11 protein-coding genes and 1 pseudogene are annotated in these 18,923 nt (G+C 50.8%); 5 read left to right on the top strand and 7 right to left on the bottom strand.

What is annotated here, in order from left to right:
- Nucleotides 1-306: 306 nt before the first annotated feature.
- Together BW974_RS17920 and BW974_RS17915 are read left to right on the top strand one after the other, a co-directional pair.
- On the top strand, nt 307-2,025 hold the full coding sequence (locus BW974_RS17920) for an asparagine synthase-related protein (protein ID WP_076431599.1): 1,719 nt from the start codon (nt 307-309) through the stop codon (nt 2,023-2,025).
- 45 nt (nt 2,026-2,070) lie between these two features.
- Entirely contained in the window at nt 2,071-2,994 is a 924-nt protein-coding gene (locus BW974_RS17915; RefSeq protein WP_076431598.1) for a DUF1616 domain-containing protein, read from the top strand.
- 1,452 nt (nt 2,995-4,446) lie between these two features.
- On the opposite strand, the gene BW974_RS17910 is transcribed toward BW974_RS17915, so the two are convergent.
- The 4 genes from BW974_RS17910 to BW974_RS17895 are packed head-to-tail and all read right to left on the bottom strand — an operon-like array spanning nt 4,447 to nt 9,867.
- Entirely contained in the window at nt 4,447-6,438 is a 1,992-nt protein-coding gene (locus tag BW974_RS17910) for a glycosyltransferase family protein (RefSeq protein WP_076431597.1), read from the bottom strand.
- A 42-nt stretch (nt 6,439-6,480) separates the two neighbouring features.
- The gene (locus BW974_RS17905) at nt 6,481-7,542 is read right to left on the bottom strand and encodes a DUF354 domain-containing protein (protein ID WP_076431596.1); all 1,062 of its coding nucleotides are present in this window, start codon (nt 7,540-7,542) and stop codon (nt 6,481-6,483) included.
- Nucleotides 7,539-8,495, bottom strand: coding sequence for a glycosyltransferase family 2 protein (locus BW974_RS17900; RefSeq protein ID WP_076431595.1), 957 nt, complete (start codon nt 8,493-8,495; stop codon nt 7,539-7,541). Before BW974_RS17900 ends, BW974_RS17905 begins: the two co-directional genes overlap by 4 nt.
- A 1-nt stretch (nt 8,496) precedes the next feature.
- Nucleotides 8,497-9,867, bottom strand: coding sequence for a nucleotide sugar dehydrogenase (locus BW974_RS17895; protein WP_076431594.1), 1,371 nt, complete (start codon nt 9,865-9,867; stop codon nt 8,497-8,499).
- Between the two features lie 458 nt (nt 9,868-10,325).
- Here BW974_RS17895 and BW974_RS17890 point away from each other — a divergent pair, with 458 nt between their 5' ends.
- From BW974_RS17890 to glmS, 3 genes are all read left to right on the top strand, one after another.
- On the top strand, nt 10,326-10,892 hold the full coding sequence (locus BW974_RS17890; RefSeq protein ID WP_076431593.1) for a DUF7344 domain-containing protein: 567 nt from the start codon (nt 10,326-10,328) through the stop codon (nt 10,890-10,892).
- A 268-nt stretch (nt 10,893-11,160) separates the two neighbouring features.
- Complete coding sequence (locus BW974_RS17880; protein WP_245800176.1) at nt 11,161-12,597, top strand: helix-turn-helix transcriptional regulator; 1,437 nt, start codon at nt 11,161-11,163, stop codon at nt 12,595-12,597.
- A gap of 328 nt (nt 12,598-12,925) precedes the next feature.
- Nucleotides 12,926-14,740: a glutamine--fructose-6-phosphate transaminase (isomerizing) gene (gene glmS / locus BW974_RS17875; RefSeq protein ID WP_076431591.1), complete on the top strand. Its 1,815-nt coding sequence runs from the start codon at nt 12,926-12,928 to the stop codon at nt 14,738-14,740.
- Between the two features lie 839 nt (nt 14,741-15,579).
- On the opposite strand, the gene glmM is transcribed toward glmS, so the two are convergent.
- The 3 genes and pseudogenes from glmM to BW974_RS17860 all read right to left on the bottom strand — a co-directional run bounded on the left by glmM (nt 15,580) and on the right by BW974_RS17860 (nt 18,908).
- Nucleotides 15,580-16,893, bottom strand: a complete 1,314-nt coding sequence (gene glmM, locus BW974_RS17870) for a phosphoglucosamine mutase (protein WP_076431590.1) — start codon at nt 16,891-16,893, stop codon at nt 15,580-15,582.
- Between the two features lie 140 nt (nt 16,894-17,033).
- A pseudogene (locus BW974_RS27275) lies at nt 17,034-17,246 on the bottom strand (RNA-guided endonuclease InsQ/TnpB family protein); the annotation flags it as partial.
- 24 nt (nt 17,247-17,270) lie between these two features.
- Nucleotides 17,271-18,908, bottom strand: coding sequence for a hypothetical protein (locus BW974_RS17860; RefSeq protein WP_076431589.1), 1,638 nt, complete (start codon nt 18,906-18,908; stop codon nt 17,271-17,273).
- Between the last annotated feature and the right edge of the window lie 15 nt (nt 18,909-18,923).

The following is an 18,923-nucleotide window of genomic DNA, read 5'->3' as shown; positions in this document are numbered from 1 at the left end:
CATTCATTATGAAAGCTGAGGAAGTGTTAGTTAGTAACAGTATGACCCCATAGAAAAACAGTACCAAAAAAGTGGAGGAAAAGAGAATCTGGTCGTGTTAGAGACTAGAAATTGGTTTCGGATGTTCTTAAACATAACTCTTCTTACATTATACTGTGTATAGTTAACCGCCATAAACACGATAGTTGTAAACAGAGCCAACCGTGACACGAACTATACCTACGATTGGGTGTCCGGATCGACGGACGATTAGTTGTCGCTGTGGCACGGAGGAATCTCCAAATCACGGAGAGTAAGGTGTGAACAATGAATAAAGAGATATTTGGCGTCTTCGGTGACCGGAACGAGTTTGAGCAATTCCGGAGCGTCCGCGAATTCGACGATATCGTGACGAGCGACGTCGCAACAGTTGGTATTCGAGACACTGGACTCGGAATTCCGGGGCGAAGTGCCTCCTATTCGGGAGAGAATGGGTCGTGCATTATCTGGGGAGAAGCATATCCCAATAAACGTGGCTGGTCGGAACCCGCTCGCTGGTTACTAGAACAGTATATAGAAAAAGGAAAAGATGCTATCAAGGCGCTCAACGGATCGTATCTCGCGTTTATCGTACATGAGGGCGACACTGTCGTCCTTACTGATCCGATTCGGTCATGGGAGTGTTTCTATACCGACGATCCTGGAGTTCGAGTGTTCGGATCCGACGCAGCAGAGGTTGCAAAGACTATTGATGATCCGACAATGCGCAAACAATCGGTTGGAGAGTTTTTGCACATGGGCGTCATTCTCGGCAACAAGACGCTGTTTCATGAACTTCATCGGACATCCTTTGACGGCTATTTGACGCCGGATGAAGCCGGTGATCTCGACCGATTCATCTACAACGAACAGGATATGGATTATCCAAGTGAGCTTGCAGATCGCATGCAACGAGCAATTCGTCGACGCTCGCGACAGCCCGGTAAAAAAGGGCTACTCCTATCCGCAGGATACGACTCACGGACACTGTTGTCCCAGTTCCCCGAAATCGAGCACTGTTATACGGTCGGCAAACCAGAAGCACAGGAAGTAAAAGTTGCCCGCCGACTTGCCAAACAATACGGTGTTGACCATACAACGCTGGTGACAAACGACCGGTACATTATGCCTGGTGAGCAGAAGGTTCGTGATACGAACGGCATCAAAGAGTCCATCCACATCCACCACGCAGGTTATAACAATGATATTGAAGTCGATACGATGTATCACGGACTCTTGTTCGACACCCTTCTGCGTGGTTTCGGCCACAAACGGAGCGAGCTTAAAATGTTTGGCAAGACGCTTCCGCTGAAGCGGATGGAAATCGATCCAGACCCCACCGAAGCGTCGCTTGATAACTTTGGCTACATGCCAGATAAAAGTCGAGTTGTCGCTGAACAGTATACGGACGACTTGGACGCAGCCGGCAACTTCGTCCGCGACGCAATCGCCAGCGAATTTGATCGCTGTTGGAGCCGCACCGACTCCGTACAGAATGCGCTTTCATTGTTCAGTATCAGCAACCAACCAACAATTCCGTTCCGAACACATCTCGCGGATAACTACCTCGAGTCATTCATCGCAGCAGACACAGAGCTATTGGACTGGCATCTTCAAACGCCACCAAAGTACCGAAACACGGCGACGTTTATTCGTGCGATTCGACAGTTAGATGAAGATTTGTTCCGGCATCGACCACCAGATCGACCATACATGTCGACGGTTCTCTCAGAGGTAGAGCGGTTCGCACGGCGAAAGCTTCCATTCATAAAGGGTTTCGAACCGGCGTGGCCAGATCGTCAACAGGTGTATGACCGGTATAACCTCGATCAGCGACTATTCCCACAGCACGAGTCAATCCACAACCTGCCACCGCGGCACAAACTCCGTATCAACGATATGGTCGGCTGGGTCGCCCAATGTTCCAAAACAGTGGTCAACCCAACTGACGTCCTTTATTTGCAAATGGATGCGAGTGGTGCTGACGAAATTTCGTTCGAGAGCTGATTAGGAGCCGTATAATAAAACCTGTTTCATGCTAGGTAGAGGACAATGAGTACGAACAGCCGCTGGTGGTTTTCAGATCTCGTGTTAGTCGTAGGGGTGGCTATTTTTAGTGGAAGTGTGGCACTTACTGGACTCGACGGGCCACTGCGCGTTGTATTCATGCTTCCGCTCGTTCTCTTTCTTCCAGGATACGCGTTTATTTCGGGCCTCTTTCCCGAAAATGGAAGGGATGACGCTCGAGTATTCGGAGGCGATAAAAATGAGCCCATATACGCAATCGGCGGGCCTGAACGAGTCGCCCTTGCCGTCACAGTAAGCGTTGCTGTCGTTCCAATGGTCGCAGCAATTGCGAACTTCACACCGTGGGGCATCCGAGTACTGCCGATTCTGATCGGAGTTATTGGCTTCACCATACTGTCTGCGCTCGGTGCATTTGTTCGCCGATGGCGCGTTCCCGCCGACAAGCGGTATTCGCTTGGTCTGCCCAGACTACTATTTAATTCGGCGGGACAAGGTTCAAATAGCTTAACTACGATTCTGAACGTTGGTATCGTTATCAGCCTTCTGTTGGTTACATCAAGTGTCGGCTTTGCGGTTCTCAGTCAACCAACAGGAGAGCAGTTCACCGAATTTTATGTGGAGGGACAAAATGTCAACAGCAACACAAGCACGTTTTATCAATCTAGCTTGGGAGACGACGGGATAACCGTCAACGTTGGCAACCACGAAGGGGAACAGACCCAGTACACCATTGTAGCAGTGCTCGAACGTGTCGAAGATGGAAATATAGCTGAACAGACACAGTTCGATCAACAGCAAGTAACAGTTGAGTCGAGACAAACGAAACAGGTAGTACTCAACGGCGACCCATCCATTTCCGGTGACAACGTTCGAGTTCGTCTGCTTCTCTACAAGGGCGATTCATCCGGCAACCCACACCATGTAATTCGACTGTGGCTCTCCTCGTGATCCTCTCGGCATCAGGGAATATTTATAGAATTGCAGGCGAGAATACCACGCCCTAGCGGGCGTGGCTGAATCGCCGTCTTTGGTTACTTTCACTGTACGGCATAGTCTTAGGTTCACTCCGTGCGTATCTTTATTGTCGATTCGATGGTATCCCATCGGATTCTGACAGTCCGATAACTGGCAGTTGACTGGGTGTTTGCCTCATCAAAAAGTAAGCCCATGGACGGCGAACCGACGCAAAACAACCAAGTACCTCCGAGTCCCGTCCGTTCTCCGGACGCGATAGGAGTAACGGCTACGTGGCATAGCCAGCACCTCGTCGGGGTGCGAACCGTAAACATTCCAACGAACCACCCATTGGTGGGTGTGGGAGGCCCGCGTCTTTAGGCGCGGGAGGATGTCACACACCAATCAGTTCCTTCTCCGCTGCAAGCATCAATCCGAAAATCATATCGGAAATATGTGAATTCTCGAGTTTTTGCCTCGTTGCTGTAGATCTTTGGTGACCAACTGTTAGCGATGTCACCAACTGTGGTAGTGAAGAAACCCATTGCAAGCGGTGGAGGAGAAATCGTGGTTAGTTAGATTGATGAGCGACGACATGCCTCGGGAAGGGAGTGCTTGTGACAGCACTACAAGAGACCGGGAGACGAGTCGGCAACCGCAACAACAACTCCCTCAGAGTATAGTTCCAAAAACCTCGATGACGAGGGCCCCCTGGTAGGAAGTCCCGCAGTAAGCTACCATGCCCTAAAGGGCGTGGCATTCCCCTACAATGAGGTTTCAGACACACCCCTGGCAACGACGTGGCGGGTTACACACCGCCGGTTCACGGAGAATGAAGGGTGGACGAGGATGGCACAGAACTCGACTGTCTTGTGTGAACTACTCCGTCCTACCGCGCTCGGGCCTCCCCGCCCCTCGCTTGTTGAGGACGGAGCTTCCTGTTTCTGTGTCGGAACGTGCAGAAACCATTTCCACAGCGTCCACGAGAACTCCGTTCTCGTGCGGCCCATCAGAACCGTTGGTTCTGAGGACGGTTCCAGACTCCGCAGGCGATTTCCCTTTACAGGCGGTTCGGAGTGTCCCACTCCTACCGGATGGACACTCAGCCACCACGTCCAGTGCACGGCATTTGTCGCGTTTGAACACCGGACGCATTGCAGTGAGTGTCTTACTACACCGTCCGGACGAGAGTAGCAAAGCTCTGGCGTACAGTGAAAGTAACCGAAGACAGCGGGTGTATCCCCTCCCTACTCACTTCGTCCGTTGAAGAAGGGGGCTTACCCGCCAGTATTTCAGCTAAATCCTCAACTGTTCTAAGATAACCATCGTCCCCAGCGACAATATAAGTAAGTTAGACAAAAGGATTGAAACGAGCAAGCCGGCACCGCTTGATACGAGCACACGCCGTTCGTGCATAACTCACCGTGGTTGAGATGATAAAAGGAGTTATATCGTCCGGTTAGCACACATCACAACATCACCATTAGTATAGAGCACGCTCTGGCTCGGGCGACACACACTCTGTTTTGAGATAGGCCGCGTGACGGGAACACTCGCATTTGCAGATTCGTTAACGAGCATGTAGTTCGGCGCACCGGTAGTCTGGTATGACCGATACACCGTAAGTGGATGGTTCGTCGGCCCGCCATTTGTCGAGACATTGAATGCGGCGGCTGGGTATGCCCCTGTCCTTATAAACACCGTCTGATATGGGTGGTCGGTGCGAAGCACCTGTTGCGGAAGGATGTTTGAGGAATCTGGGGACCCAGTCATTGTCCTGATGGAGGAGACAGCAACCATCTCTTGTTCAGTGTACGTTAACCGAGTCTGCTCTTGCTCGAAAACAGGGTTATCGAGCGTCCCATGCCCCGAAACCATCATTATACCCGGATAGATAAGCGCGACGACAAGCAAGGTTGCGACAACAATATTCCGATTGAGGTTGTGAACAAGATACCCTACGCCGAGAGCGGCGAGGATGGCCATCGGCAGGTAGAGGAACGCGAACCACCGTTGTGGGATGAAGTTGCGGATACCGAACAATGGGAGGCCAAGCGTAAATCCGGTCATTACAACGGTGGCAAACAGCAACGTAAATGTGGAATGAGAAATGCGGTTACGCCGCAGGACGTACAGACAGCCGACAGTACAGAGTCCAAACAGTATAAGGAATCCTACTGTTTCGGTATATGTTGCTAACATGTCTGCAAGTGTCGGTGGAGGCAATGCGATTCCCTCTGCACTGTCTCCGGGGTTTGCGAGATTCATAAATCCGAAACTATCCTGCATCGTCTCACTGAGATATAGGAGTACGGTCTCGAGGAACGAATCGCCGTTGTACGGTGTGAACGACCACATGAACGTGATAAGGCCGATGTCGAACGCTAACAGCCCTGCGAGATTGACTGGCTCTACGTTCTCGAAGATATTCGGTTTGCGTGCCGTCTTTGTGTGGAAAAGACCAAGCCGCAGGACGAACTGCGCGGCCAGTCCTGAGAACAAGACGACGAGCATGATAAATGTTGAAACTTGATGTGTTAGGATAATCGCAACAGAGAGGAATACAAGGAGACCAAAGTCCCGTCCACTATATTGTAGTTGCATGATACGCATCAAAGCATACACAATCGCGGCGAAAAACAATAGACCGTGGCTCGTTGGAATAAGGTGAATACCCCACTCGATGACGTAGTCGCCAATCGAATAGAGCATCGCCGCGAAGATTGCCCAGCGCGTTGGAACAAGTAGCTTTGCTGCCGCGTATACGAACAGGATGATCATCGGCATTGCTAGACCAACGGAAAGATACAGTGCATTCCGGAGCGACACATCGTACAGCATAGCAGAGGCTGCGACCAGTAGATGGTATAACGGTGCGGCGATATGTTTGTTCCCCTGCATTGCAGCTAGTGAGTGCTGATCGAGCACTCCTTGGGCCAACTGCGTCATATGTGTCCAAATGTCGATACCGATGTATGACGGCGTAGTGTATACCGCCATGAGTCGAACGACGAACGCAAGGACAAGAACCTGCACAAGCAACAGTGCTGGGAGAAAATCATCGTCATCAGTGAACAGAATCTGGAGAAGGATGAGCGTGCCCGCCATACCTGCAAGGACATGAAATAACAGGGTACGCTCTCCAGAATAGAGCGCGACACCGACCATCAGGGCAGTCGTTGTAAAGACGATGCTCGGCAATACTTGGGCTACTGGTCGTGAGAAGGATGGGAAAAAGTCAATCGACTCACGATCGTTCCGAATCGCGAGAAGATAAAGACCACACCCTAGACCAAGGACAATTGGAATCGTCTGGATGTAAATCTGGGAAGCGAAAAAGCGCAGCGGAAATAGCCCCAGTGCGAGTATGAACCCGATAATCGCGGCATCAACGTCGAACCGTCGCTGTTGGAACCAGCCAGATATTCGTCCGAACATACTATTGCCTCCGTCTGTCGAATTGTGGTTCGATCATGGTTCTTAGATTTCTGTATTCGGTTTTTGGGTTTGACCACGTGGTTGACTGGAACGACCAGTAATTGCGCGGAGAATTACGTCAGTCGTATCGATTTTATCAATCAACAATTGCTCACGATGCTCTTCCCAATTCTCATCATCCTCAAGAACGGAAACTGCTTTATCGAGTGCCAGTGCATGGCGGTCAGTACCCTGGTAGTTGAATAACAGTCCGTACCGTTCGTCTAATTCGTCTGTATAGCCCATCGTGAGCGTATTGACGTAGATTGCAGGCGTGCCGAGAACAGCACTCTCTGCAGCCATCGTTGCACCTTCACCGATGAAAAGATCAGCATAGGCAAGGACGTCATGCATCCGATGGGGCTCGACTGTTGTCCTTCGTGATTCAAGCTCAGATGGGAGCGACCGCTCGGACGTGATCAGCACCTCTGCGCCTGTATCTTCGAGTTGGTCAATCACATCACCTACGGCGCCAAACCCGCCCTGACCGACATCATGCGATGCCCCCCACTTGATGAGTCGGAGAACGACAAACGTGTCGTCGGGGTCGAGTCCAAGGTCGGAAATGACGGTCGGATCCGGTGTGAAGCGGTCGGGATGAAGATACGCAAGTTCATGATAGCCGGGGTAGCGAATTTGCTTTGGCCCGATACTTTGCTGGAAACAGTCTGGCGTGTAGACAACATCCGCGAATGGGAATGCAAGGTTTTGGATGAGTTTTGCATGCTCTGTATCATAAAAGACGACACTCCGTGCGCCAACGACAGTCGCCACGTGAGCTGCCGCGACACCACCGATTGCAGCAATTACATCGGGTTTCAACTTCATCGCTCGACGAAGCAGACGGGCTTCATACGTCGCTTGCACCCACGCCAACTGCGACAGCCCTGATGCAGTACCAGCCAGTACTTCGTGATCAATATCGTATCGTTGGAGGAGTTCTACAGCCATCTCCTTTTTGCGAGCGAAGACATGCACATCATGCCCGTCTTCCTCTAATTCCGTGATTGCGTTACGGAAGAAGTGAACATGTGCTGGATGTTGGATGGTGACAAATACCCTCATCGATTCTCCCTCCGGTCAAGAACGAGGCCGGTAATGATGCCACCGACGCCCAGTGTGAACGACGTGAGCGACTTCTGTGCGTCATCGCTTTCCGACCCTGTGAGAATCGAACTGATAGCGCGGAATCCATGAATGAAGCCAGCGAGCGCCGCGAGGATACCGACTGCGTACGCGATACTGAGTGGGTGAGTACGATAGCGTGACCCCAGTCGCCAAAAGAAGTTGCCGAGAAGCATGAGCGACACCTTTGGAATGTAATCGCCGTACTCAATGCTACTCTCTTCTTCGCCGTAGACTGCAGGCATATCCACGTCCGTGACCCGCATCCCGGCCACATTCAATTTTACGAGGAGATCGTTACAGTAGCCGTAGTACTCGTACATTCCTTCCAAGTCAATTGCTTCGAGTGCGGGTAGCGAGATGGCCGTATAGCCGTTTTGCGGGTCAGTTACGTCCCAATACCCGCTTGCGATTCGCGTTAAACCGGTTAGCAACCAGTTACCGAGCAAGCGGAATTTCGGCATTGAGCTCCGAAACTCCGAGTTTGATAGACGATTACCCTTCGTATAATCTGCCTCATCGGTCACAATGGGATCGAGAAGCCGCGTCATCATGGCGGGATCCATCTGCCCGTCCGCATCAATAGTGACCGTCACATCTATGCCGTCGGCACGAGCGGCGAAATAGCCGGTCTTAATCGCTCCGCCCGCGCCGCGATTTTGGTCATGTCGGATGGCAACGATCTGATCATCAGTGTCGTCACTCACACGAGTACGGGCCGCGCGCTCGACCGCGGCGTAGTCGCAAATTTCGTCCCATGTACCATCTGTCGAGGCGTCGTCTACAGCGTAGACGCGGTCTACGAAGTCGGGAAGCGAATCAAGAACATCGCCCACGAACCCTTCTTCGTTGTACGCGGGCACGACGACGCCTATCGTGTGCCCTTCATACATTCTACACCCTCCGATACGAGAATCCGGCTTCAGAAACTTCATCGCCATTAAGTGCGCCAGTTATGTCTATGAGGACAGGATTCTCGTTCATTTGCGTCGCGATCTCAGTTAGGTCGAGATCATCAAATGTACGGTGTGGCGTCGCAAGGATGATGCCATCGAACCTCTCAAACGATAACTCGTTGTCCTCTTGGATCAAGGTATCGAGCTGGCTGCGCATCAAGTCATTATCACCGTGTGGATCGTAGCCGGTCGTTTCAATATCATATTCATGAAGATGTCGAATGATGTTATCCACTTTCGACGTTCGGATGTCGGCCACGTCCGGCTTGTAAGTCAGGCCAAGAATGAGAACTCGACTATCGCGTAGCGTTTTGCCTGCCCGGTTGAGTTCCTTTATCATCATGTTCGCGACGTGAGTAGGCATCGACTCATTCACGATTCGACTCTGTTCGATGAGATGTGGTGCGTAGCCAGCCTGCTTAGAACGGTGAATAAAGAAGTACGGATCGACGGGGATGCAGTGACCCCCAACAAGTCCGGGGCGGTAGTCATGGAAGTTCCATTTTGTGCCCGACGCTTCGAGCACCTCGCGTGTGTCAATATCCATATCCATGCCGTCAAACGCCATTGCGAGTTCGTTCATGAGGGCAATATTCAGATCGCGCTGGACATTTTCAATGACCTTGCTTGCCTCCGCGACTTCCAGCGATGGGGTCTTGTGGACGCCTGCGTCGATAACTGTCTCATACAGGTTTGCAATATCATTGCGGACATCATCGTTCATCCCGCCAACAACTTTGACCACATCGCGTAATCCGTGCTCGGGGTCACCCGGTGTCGCGCGTTCGGGCGAGTAGCCGACGTAGAAGTCCTCGCCACAGGTGAGTCCGGAAGCAGCTTCAATTGCAGGGACGAGAACTTCACGAGTCGCACCTGGGTAGACGGTCGATTCGAGAATGACCGTCGTATCGGGGGACATGTATTTGCCGACAGTTCGTCCGGCACTTTCGACAAAGTCAAGATTGGGTTGTTGATTCTGATCGACAGGCGTTGGTACCGTGATCATCACATAGTCAGCGTTGGTAATTTCCGCTGGGTTGGTCGTATATGCAATTTCACTTTCGGTGATGGTTTTGTCACCAAGGTCGCCTGTTGTATCCGTGCCACTCTGAAGAGTTTCGACTTTTTGATCGTCAATATCGAAGCCAACAACATCGAACCCTTCCTGGTCGAATCCGATCGCCAACGGGAGTCCAACGTAGCCGAGACCGACAATACAAATTGTTTTGTCTCGATTATCTTTTACGTCATTTTCCTCACTTTCGGCATACTCTGGCTGGGTATCGGTGTCTCCTATCGTCGAGTTCATGGATGATGATCCTCCGTCATTCGCTCTTCAATGCCGCCTGAACGGCATCGATGTGACCGGAAGCAGGGTTTCGGAGGTATTTGACCCTCTTTGTCCGGTCAGACATTAGCCTCACCCAATCCATGAAACCATGGAGGCTTTATTATACAGTGGCTAAGCCTGTTGAACCCGAAAATCCAGTTCTCTCGATGTTTTTCGTGGTAATTGATTACAAGGAGAAAAACGATCCACAATCAGACAGTCAAACATTTTCGCAGCGTGTTCATGCTATTTAATCACTCGAGAATTGTAAAGTACTTGAAATAACTTAATAAATTAATTAAGTCTAGTTATATGCGTTTTATTAAACTCGGTATATCTGTAAATAGTTAGAAAATTGAATAGAACAATACTAAGAACAATGTTGTGACGGATGGAAAGATTTACCCATGTTATTGTCAATACATATAAACAGAAGCATGAGCGCGACACCCAAAGTGGGAAAACAATCTCAGACGGGCACAGATACCGTAAAATTGAGTGAAGACCAAATTTATCATCTTTTACAGAACGAACGACGGCGATACATTCTACAATATTTACACAATGTGAATGACCAAGTAGCAATGCGTGACATCGCCGAACAAGTCGCTGCGTGGGAGAATGATACTACAGTCCAGGCACTCGATTCAAAAGAACGTCAGCGTGTGTATATCTCATTGTATCAGTCGCATCTACCAAAACTCGACGAAAAAGGGGTTATCAAGTACGACCAAAGTCGTGGCACCGTCCGAAAATTTGCGCGTGCTGAAACGCTGTATAACTACCTCGAACCGACCCGGTCGAATGATGATAAAGAGGACAAAACGAAAGACGATGCTACCCCGTGGAAGCGATACTACCTTGGGGCATCGGGTATCGGTGCGACCGCTCTCACTGGAATGATGCTTGGCGTTGTACCTTTTACATTCATGTCACAGGGTGTTCTTTGTTTCCTTATTCTAGGGATGTTTTGGACGGTAACGATTGGTCAACAATTTGCTTGATTTGGACGGATAATGGGTTACTAAGTGGTACAGATTACTTTCTTAGCTCCTAACTAATTCGAAGAATGCGAGAAGTATAACATAGGTTGTGTCCCCGAAATTAGTGCAAACAAGAATGCGACTAGCACCAGTCAAGGTGACCAATCGCGGTTAGATTCAAAAAACATATATATTAGAATCGTAAACCAAAAAGAAAAAGAATCATTAACGAGAGTTCAAACACAGGACGTCCAATCTCTAAAACAGGTAGTTCGGCCACGTGAAAAAGATGACAAATAGACTAACAGTAATAGTATGCATCTGTGTATTTCTGTTCGCCACCACAACACCTGCGGCGCTAGCCGCACCATCATCGAGTAATCAGCTCGTTATTCAAACCGTCACATACAGTGGAGCAGGTGTTGCTGAGACTGGCGAGAACAATACATATCTCTGGCAATCAGAACCGTACAACATGAGTGTGGCTTTCTACACAGGAAATCGCTCGGGCAACCACGAACTCTGTACGTATTTCGAACTATCGAGCAACAATACAACGAGCTCGACCACATGCCAAGAGGTGTCACTCTCTGAAAATAAAACACAACGCATCAACTTCAGCTTCGCCAAGCTCCCCGAAAACAAAAGTGGACAGCGAACTACTGTTGTTAGGGTGAAAAAGGGCGGGACTATTCTCGCACAAAATACAACAGCCGTCTATACCATGGCCAAGTCAGGAGATGAAGATGGGGATCAGCTGGTAAACAAGGATGAAATAAAGCTAGGAACGAACGTCTCCAGTTCGGACACCGATAAGGATGGTCTCGCAGATCGTGCAGAAGTTGTTGATTACGAAACAGACCCGTTGAAACCAGACACAGATAATGACGGGCTTCGAGATGCCGAAGAAGTGCAGGCAGGAACGGATCCGAACCAACCAGACACGGATGGCGACGGATTGAATGATAGCCGAGAAATACAACTCGGAACGAATGCGAGTGCTGCAGATACCGACAGTGATGGACTAACCGATATCAAAGAGATAAACGGTAATACAGCAACCGATCCAACGAAAAAAGACACTGACGGAGATGGTCTTAATGACGCTACCGAACTCGGTGAGAAAACAGATCCATTGGAGCCAGATACCGATGATGACGGCCTCGACGATGGGCAAGAAAGAAAATACGAAACCGACCCAACGAAAAGCGATACAGATGGAGACGGACTAACCGATAAAGAAGAAATTGAATTAGGAACGGATCCGCTCGACGGAGATACCGATAGTGATGGACTCAGTGATGGGTTTGAACACCGGTTTGGGACAAATCCAAAAAGCCCTGTTATCGCAGGGGGATTGTACCTCGTGTTGTTGAGTCTGCTCATCGGAGGAGTGGTGCTGTTCCAGCGCACTGAAAACAACTTGGTTTCGAAGCTACTCGACAAGAAATTACATCAGGAGCCAGAAATAGAAGCAACACAATCGAGCGAAGTGGTAACCGATGAGGATCAAGTGATTTCATACCTACAGAAGAACGGTGGCCGCCTTCCACAGGGAGAGATCGTCGAGAAAACTGGCTGGTCGAAATCAAAAGTGAGTCGATTGCTCTCAAAAATGGAAAGTAATCAGCAAATTAGCAAGGTAAACATTGGGCGAAAGAATATTGTGATCCTGTATGGACAGGAACCCGACAACATCAATTCGTCATCAGAAAATAAGAAGTGAATACAAGTGAAATTATCATTTTATTTTTAATATTATACACCATTATATATTCCCAATGAGTCTAGCTCGAAAATTTATGCTTTTGGTTTACAGGCCTGCTAAAACATCCTTAATTAGTCTATAGTAATGGGGTTAGAGTGAAATGTCGAGGTAAGAGCCACCCGTCGTTCCAGCCGTTGGGACGACGTGGCTATAGGACACACCCATGAACCAGCTAATCATCAATGAATGTGCGACGGCTCGTTCTGGAACGGCTCACTTTACGGTGAGACGTACCTCCCAAAAGAATCATCACGAGCAGTCCACAGTCCAAATGGAGGAGATGTAGATGTGTGGAATTATCGCTCGCATTGGCGAAGGTGATGCAATTACAAAGCTTGTCACCGGTCTCGAAAATCTTGAGTATCGAGGCTATGACTCAGCTGGCGTCGCCGTCCAGAACGGCTCTGGAATTTCGGTCTACAAGCGCTCTGGCCAAGTTTCGGAATTAAAAGATACCATTATCGGAAGCGTCCCACAGGGGAACGTCGGCATCGGTCACACTCGCTGGAGCACGCATGGTTCACCTACTGACGCAAACGCTCATCCTCACACAAGCGAAACCGACCGAGTCGCAGTCGTTCATAACGGTATTATCGAAAACTACGCCGAGCTCAAAGAATGGCTCAAGTCACAAGGTCACGAGTTCACAAGCGAAACCGACACAGAGGTCATTCCACATCTGTTTGAGCGGTATCTCGAAACAGAGGCAACTATCGAGGATGCTTTCCGAAAGACTATCCGCAACCTCGAAGGAAGCTACGCAGTTGCGGCACTTGTTGATGGCGTTCACTCCATCTACGCGGCCCGGCAAGGCTCACCGCTTATCTTGGGATTGGATAACGACGAATATTATCTTGCAAGCGATGTACCCGCCTTCCTCGACTATACCGACAAAGTGGTCTACTTCGAGGACGGTGATGTAGCCATTCTCAAGCCAAATGGGGTCACCATGACTGACCTCGATGGGAATATGATTAATCGCGACGTCGAGCACATCGACTGGGACCCCGAAGACGCTGGCAAGGGTGGCTATGAGCACTATATGCTCAAAGAGATACACACCCAACCGAACGCCCTCTCAAACACCATCGAAGGTCGCATACAGGACGCTGAAATCAACCTCGAAGATTTTCCGGAAGGAATATTTAGCGATATTGACAACGTCCATTTCGTTGCCTGCGGCACTTCATACCATGCCGCGCTGTACGGTCAACAGATGCTCAATCGGGCAGGAATCCAAGCACAAGCGTTCCGCGCCAGCGAGTACGTCGATTCAAACCCTGGTCCGGTTTCGAACAGCACGCTCGCAATTGCAGTGACACAGAGTGGCGAAACGGCGGACACTCTTGGGGCGCTTAAACAAGCGAAATCACAGGGCGCTCGCGTCGTCACTGTGACCAACGTAATAGGTTCAACGGCAGCCCGCGAAGCCGATGACGCGTTGTTCATTCGCGCCGGACCCGAAATCGGTGTTGCTGCAACGAAGACATTCTCCTCACAGGCAGTTACGCTTTCCATGCTCGCCATTCGTCTCGCCGAAGATATCGAAACCGCGACCCCACCGGAAGACAAAGCCGATCTTTTACGAACCCTGGAAACTCTACCGGAAAATGTTGAGAAGGTGCTGAGTTCCACGGAGGCACAACGGATCGCCGGCCGATACTCAGGAAGCAAATCGTTCTTTTTCATCGGGAGAGGGTTGAACAACGCCGTTGCAAAAGAAGGTGCACTGAAATTCAAAGAGATCACCTACGAACACGCAGAAGGGTTTGCCTCCGGCGAACTGAAACATGGTCCGCTTGCACTCGTAACGCCGGATACGCCGATATTTGCGCTGTTTAACGGAGAAAACGACACTAAAACATTGCAGAACGCAAAAGAAGCACAGGCCCGCGGTGCACCTATCATCGCCGTGGCAAGCGGAGAGCACCCATCGGCAGATATCGCGGATTCATTCCTCGAAATCCCAGACACACATCCAGTGTGGTCGGGGCTACTAGCGAACATCCAACTGCAGTTAGTATCCTACCACGCCGCCCGAAATCTCGGACGACCGATTGACAAGCCACGAAATCTGGCGAAAAGTGTCACTGTCGAATAAGTAGAAGGACAACAGTACGGAGCGTCAGCGGGTGTGTTTTTATTGGAGAGAGAACCGTTGAAGATGACGTGCATGAAACAATGCGAGCGTCGCAAATCCCACAGCGGTAAGAAGCGCAATTGAGGGAATATGAGCGCTCTCGAGGAACCACGCTATGACCGTCCCGCTCGTGCTCACGATAGCAATAGTGAGGTAACGACCACTCCAATCAAGACTTGTCATATTCAGGTAGTCGTCCGGAGACTGTTTTATTATCCAGGGAATAAACTAAGCCACATCGAAGATCGGGACTTGGATGCGGCAAAGAACGTCCTCGACGGGGACTCACCAAACTATCTTTTCATGTAGGGCCGGGACGGTCCGAATCACCACCTGTGGAAACTGCACTCTCTGTGTTCGCTCGTCATTCGGGACGAGTGGATGCACGTCATCGAAGCAGGACGCCCCGCGGTCAAGCCGCGGAGTGCGTTCATCAGGAACAGAAACACGGAAGGAGGAACGTTTCATAAAAACACACACAAATACACATATAGGCATGTAGAGGAGTTAAATAGTAGATTATAACATAGAAAACCAGTATTTAAATCGTTAATAAAGCTACCATATAGCAACCTGTGAAATTATATCAAAAATACACATAGAATGGGCCAAAAATTATTACTGGTTGTATTGCACAGTAAGGGATGTCCCATCGTCGCCGTGGCAGTCGCCGATAGGGACACTGTCATCCACTACTTACACCTTTCATCGAATGAATGTCAAAAATGAATAACTGGCCAGTATCGGCTCATGCCAGAGAAGGAGAGGGCCGAAACACTGTTTGAGACCAGCGTAGACAACTACTCCATGTGGTCAGCAACAAACGCATTCGCCGTCTCAAAGACTTCATCTGCGGTCGCCGGGTCGCGGGCTTCTGCTGCGATGCGAACCAATGGTTGCGTTCCGCTAGCGCGAATCAGAAACCACCCTTGATCTAACGAAACACGCACACCGTCGATAGTGGTGGCGTCGGCGTAGCGGTCGGTCACCGAGCTAGAGAGGGCAGTCATCAAACTGGCTTTGTCCTCGGTTTCAATGTTCTTCCGACGAATTGGATACTCACCGACGTCGTCGGCGAGTTTTGAGAGTGGCCCCTTTCGAGCGATAAGTTCTGCGAGTCGACAGGCCGCAAGCGATCCGTCTGGGCAGAGCGTTTGATCTGGCCAAATCCACGCGCCCGACTGCTCGCCACCAAAGACAACACCGGATTCAGTCGCACGTTCGGCTACATATACATCGCCGACTTGAGTTCGAACCACATCCGCGCCTTGCTCGGCGAGAACGTCTTCGACGATGAGGCTCGTGTCGACGGGCGTCGCTATAGTCTCACCGTCACCCGCTCGCTGACGGGCGAACAGAGTCAAGAGCACGTCACCAGGGATGAATTCACCTGTTTCGTCAACAGCCATCATGCGGTCTGCATCACCATCGTGAGCAATACCAAGATCTGCACCGGTCGCAACGACATGGTCACAAAGCGATTGGCAGTTTTCCGCAGTCGGTTCACTCGGACGTGCCGGAAACCGGCCGTCTGGCTGGGCATTCAGCGTCTCCACATCACAGCCGAGTTCGTAGAGCGCGTCGGCGGTCACCCCTCCGGCACCATTTCCGACGTCTATGACGACAGAGAGGTCGGCGGGGGTGACAGCGTCAACGAGTGTTTCAACGTGTTGGTCGTGTGCACCCTTCCAATGTGTTTTGTCGCCGGTTTCGTCCCATTCGGCGAAGTCAAAGTCTGCTTCCTCAATTCGGCGAGTGACCTCCTTGCGCTGGTCGGCGTCGAACGCCTGTCCGGATGGATTCCAGAGCTTGATGCCATTGTCCGTCGCGGGATTATGCGATGCGGTGATCGAAACACCCGCATCGGCATTCTTCCATTGGACGCTCCGAGCGACTGTGGGTGTTGCGGCGAGGCCGAGGTGCACCACGTCTGTTCCGCACTCCCGCAAGCCTGCTGAAAGGGCATCCGCAAGAAATCGACCACTGTCACGAGGATCTCGACCAACGACAACACGCTCTACGCCGGTTGAGGCAAGTGCGCGGCCAACTACCAGTGCGAGCTCACCGGTGACAACGTCACCGACAGGCCCACGGATTCCACTAGTACCGAACATTGTTCGTATGTCAGCAGGAGCGGGCAAAAGGATTCCTTTCGTGTGACGATTCCGCATGCTCGATTCGAGGCGATTGCAGTTGACCTCCTCTCTGCGCTCAAACGCGAGAATTTCTCCGAGTTGGGATATTAGGGTTCGTGATCACATTTCGCTTTCTTGTTAGCGAAGTAGTATTCGTCCTCTTTTTGCATCCTGCCAGGATACAACACGGACTCACCACCGAATAAGACAGCGACAAAGGTACAAATCCCGAGGTCAACGCCTGCTGTCTCGTCGCCCGATAGTTCGGAGTCGATAGTAGTATGACAGACGAATTGAAGCCACCATTCGTCGCACTTGTAGACGGCACGAACAGTTAGAAGACTGTGAGCCGCGGATTAAACCGGCTGTGGCCCATTCTCAGGGACTTCGGCTGGCTCTATTGGTTCTTCAATACGGAACACCATCGCACCTTCATTTTCGTAGATGAGTTTGTAACGGTCCGAATCAACCATCTGCTCACGCATCCATGGCTTCTGATATTGGTCGATACCACGAACTGTATAGTGGTTCTTGGGGACATAGATGTAGTTCGGGTCGACATCGTTCGCGACCATCTTTTTTGTCAGACACGCTTTCCCTGGGCACCGTGACAATCGCTTATATAAGCTAAGATGATGGCGATAATTCTCATGCCCCTCCCATTCAACACCCCATGGGCCGACGAGGATTGCCCGATCGGTCATGAGCGGGAACCACTCGGCAACGTCACCGAGAACGATAAACTCAGAGTCAGACGCGGTATTTTCCTGAATCCACTCCATTGCAGCCTTGTCATCGTCGTCCATGAACGCTGGTTGTGTGCTACTGTCAAAATTGGAGTTAAGACCGCCGGCGGCGTATGAGACGCCGACGCTAGAGATGATAAGTGCGATAACCATGACGACGACCAATGGTGCCGAGCGTGAGTAACGCGTTTTTGCCGACAAGTACCGAATACGCGGGACGATGACTTCGAAGACCAGGATAGATAGCATCATTGCTCCAGCAGGGAACTGGAAACGAAGTTTCCCAAGCATGAACGCGGCGGCTACCAGCCACAGCGGCAAAAAGAACCGCCGTTTTCTAATCAAATACACTGTGCCCGCAAACGACCCGACGAAGAAAATCGCAGGGAGCTCCGGTTCAAGCGGATACACAAACTGATCGAGGAAGCGACCAACACCGCCGCCAAGACCCGAATGGGTTCCAGATGCTGCCGTGAAAATGTCCGCACCATGCGTGGCGATGATTTGGAGCCACCACGGCGAGGCCAGAAGGATACCGCCGCCAGCAACGAAAGCTCCGTAGACAAGGCCGCGTGGAGTCCTACTAAAGCAGGCAAACATCAGAAGATATGTTGTCCCGAAAAAGACGGTATACACTGGGTGGGTGAGAATCGTCATTCCAAACAATACGGTTGAAGGGATGACCCACCTCATGTTACTGGTTTTGAATAGCTTGATACCAGTGTATGCACCAGTCAGCGCGAAGAGGAACGCAGGTGCACGGACAACACCGCCTGCCGAAAGATGCCACTGAAGGACGGGCGGCGTCACTGCGAGGACGATTGTCGCAAAGCCCGCCTGTGGTGTGGACTCAAGTATTTCGCGTGCCAGATAGTAAAACGGAATAAGATACAGTACCGTCACAAATCCGGGGAGCAGTCGGCTCAACGTAATCGGATCAACACCCGTCATGTCCATGATTACTGCCGAAACGTAGTACATCAGCGGCGGGTAGGCGAAGGGGACACCATCATCTGTGTAGAGTGGAATGCGCTCTGGCAACGCATATCCGTGGGCGCTGATTTCCTCGGCAATCTGGAGGTACAATCCAGCTCCATAGGCAGGATATGGATGGGTTATGAGATAGACAAAATGGACGAATAGGCCGGTTCCTATTGCCATTGCAAGCCATGCTCGCTTGTCAGCAGCCAGTTCAGCTAGTTTGTCTGTGAGGCTCCACTGTTGGTGTTCGTTAATACCGTGCGACATTATGAACCACCTGTT

It is taken from the genome of Haladaptatus litoreus (assembly GCF_900156425.1).
GTDB classification, from domain to species: domain Archaea; phylum Halobacteriota; class Halobacteria; order Halobacteriales; family Haladaptataceae; genus Haladaptatus; species Haladaptatus litoreus.
The sequence above is the reverse complement of the archived record's forward strand: the minus strand, read 5'-3'. Positions and strand labels throughout refer to the sequence as shown.

What these genes read in the sequence shown, in the direction of transcription:
- BW974_RS17895 (WP_076431594.1), bottom strand. Translation starts at nt 9,867, where the DNA reads ATGAACTCGACGATAGGAGACACCGATACCCAGCCAGAGTATGCCGAA.
- BW974_RS17860 (WP_076431589.1), bottom strand. Translation starts at nt 18,908, where the DNA reads ATGTCGCACGGTATTAACGAACACCAACAGTGGAGCCTCACAGACAAA.
- BW974_RS17920 (WP_076431599.1), top strand. Translation starts at nt 307, where the DNA reads ATGAATAAAGAGATATTTGGCGTCTTCGGTGACCGGAACGAGTTTGAG.
- BW974_RS17890 (WP_076431593.1), top strand. Translation starts at nt 10,326, where the DNA reads ATGAGCGCGACACCCAAAGTGGGAAAACAATCTCAGACGGGCACAGAT.
- BW974_RS17915 (WP_076431598.1), top strand. Translation starts at nt 2,071, where the DNA reads ATGAGTACGAACAGCCGCTGGTGGTTTTCAGATCTCGTGTTAGTCGTA.
- BW974_RS17880 (WP_245800176.1), top strand. Translation starts at nt 11,161, where the DNA reads ATGACAAATAGACTAACAGTAATAGTATGCATCTGTGTATTTCTGTTC.
- BW974_RS17905 (WP_076431596.1), bottom strand. Translation starts at nt 7,542, where the DNA reads ATGAGGGTATTTGTCACCATCCAACATCCAGCACATGTTCACTTCTTC.
- BW974_RS17900 (WP_076431595.1), bottom strand. Translation starts at nt 8,495, where the DNA reads ATGTATGAAGGGCACACGATAGGCGTCGTCGTGCCCGCGTACAACGAA.
- glmS (WP_076431591.1), top strand. Translation starts at nt 12,926, where the DNA reads ATGTGTGGAATTATCGCTCGCATTGGCGAAGGTGATGCAATTACAAAG.
- glmM (WP_076431590.1), bottom strand. Translation starts at nt 16,893, where the DNA reads ATGTTCGGTACTAGTGGAATCCGTGGGCCTGTCGGTGACGTTGTCACC.
- BW974_RS17910 (WP_076431597.1), bottom strand. Translation starts at nt 6,438, where the DNA reads ATGTTCGGACGAATATCTGGCTGGTTCCAACAGCGACGGTTCGACGTT.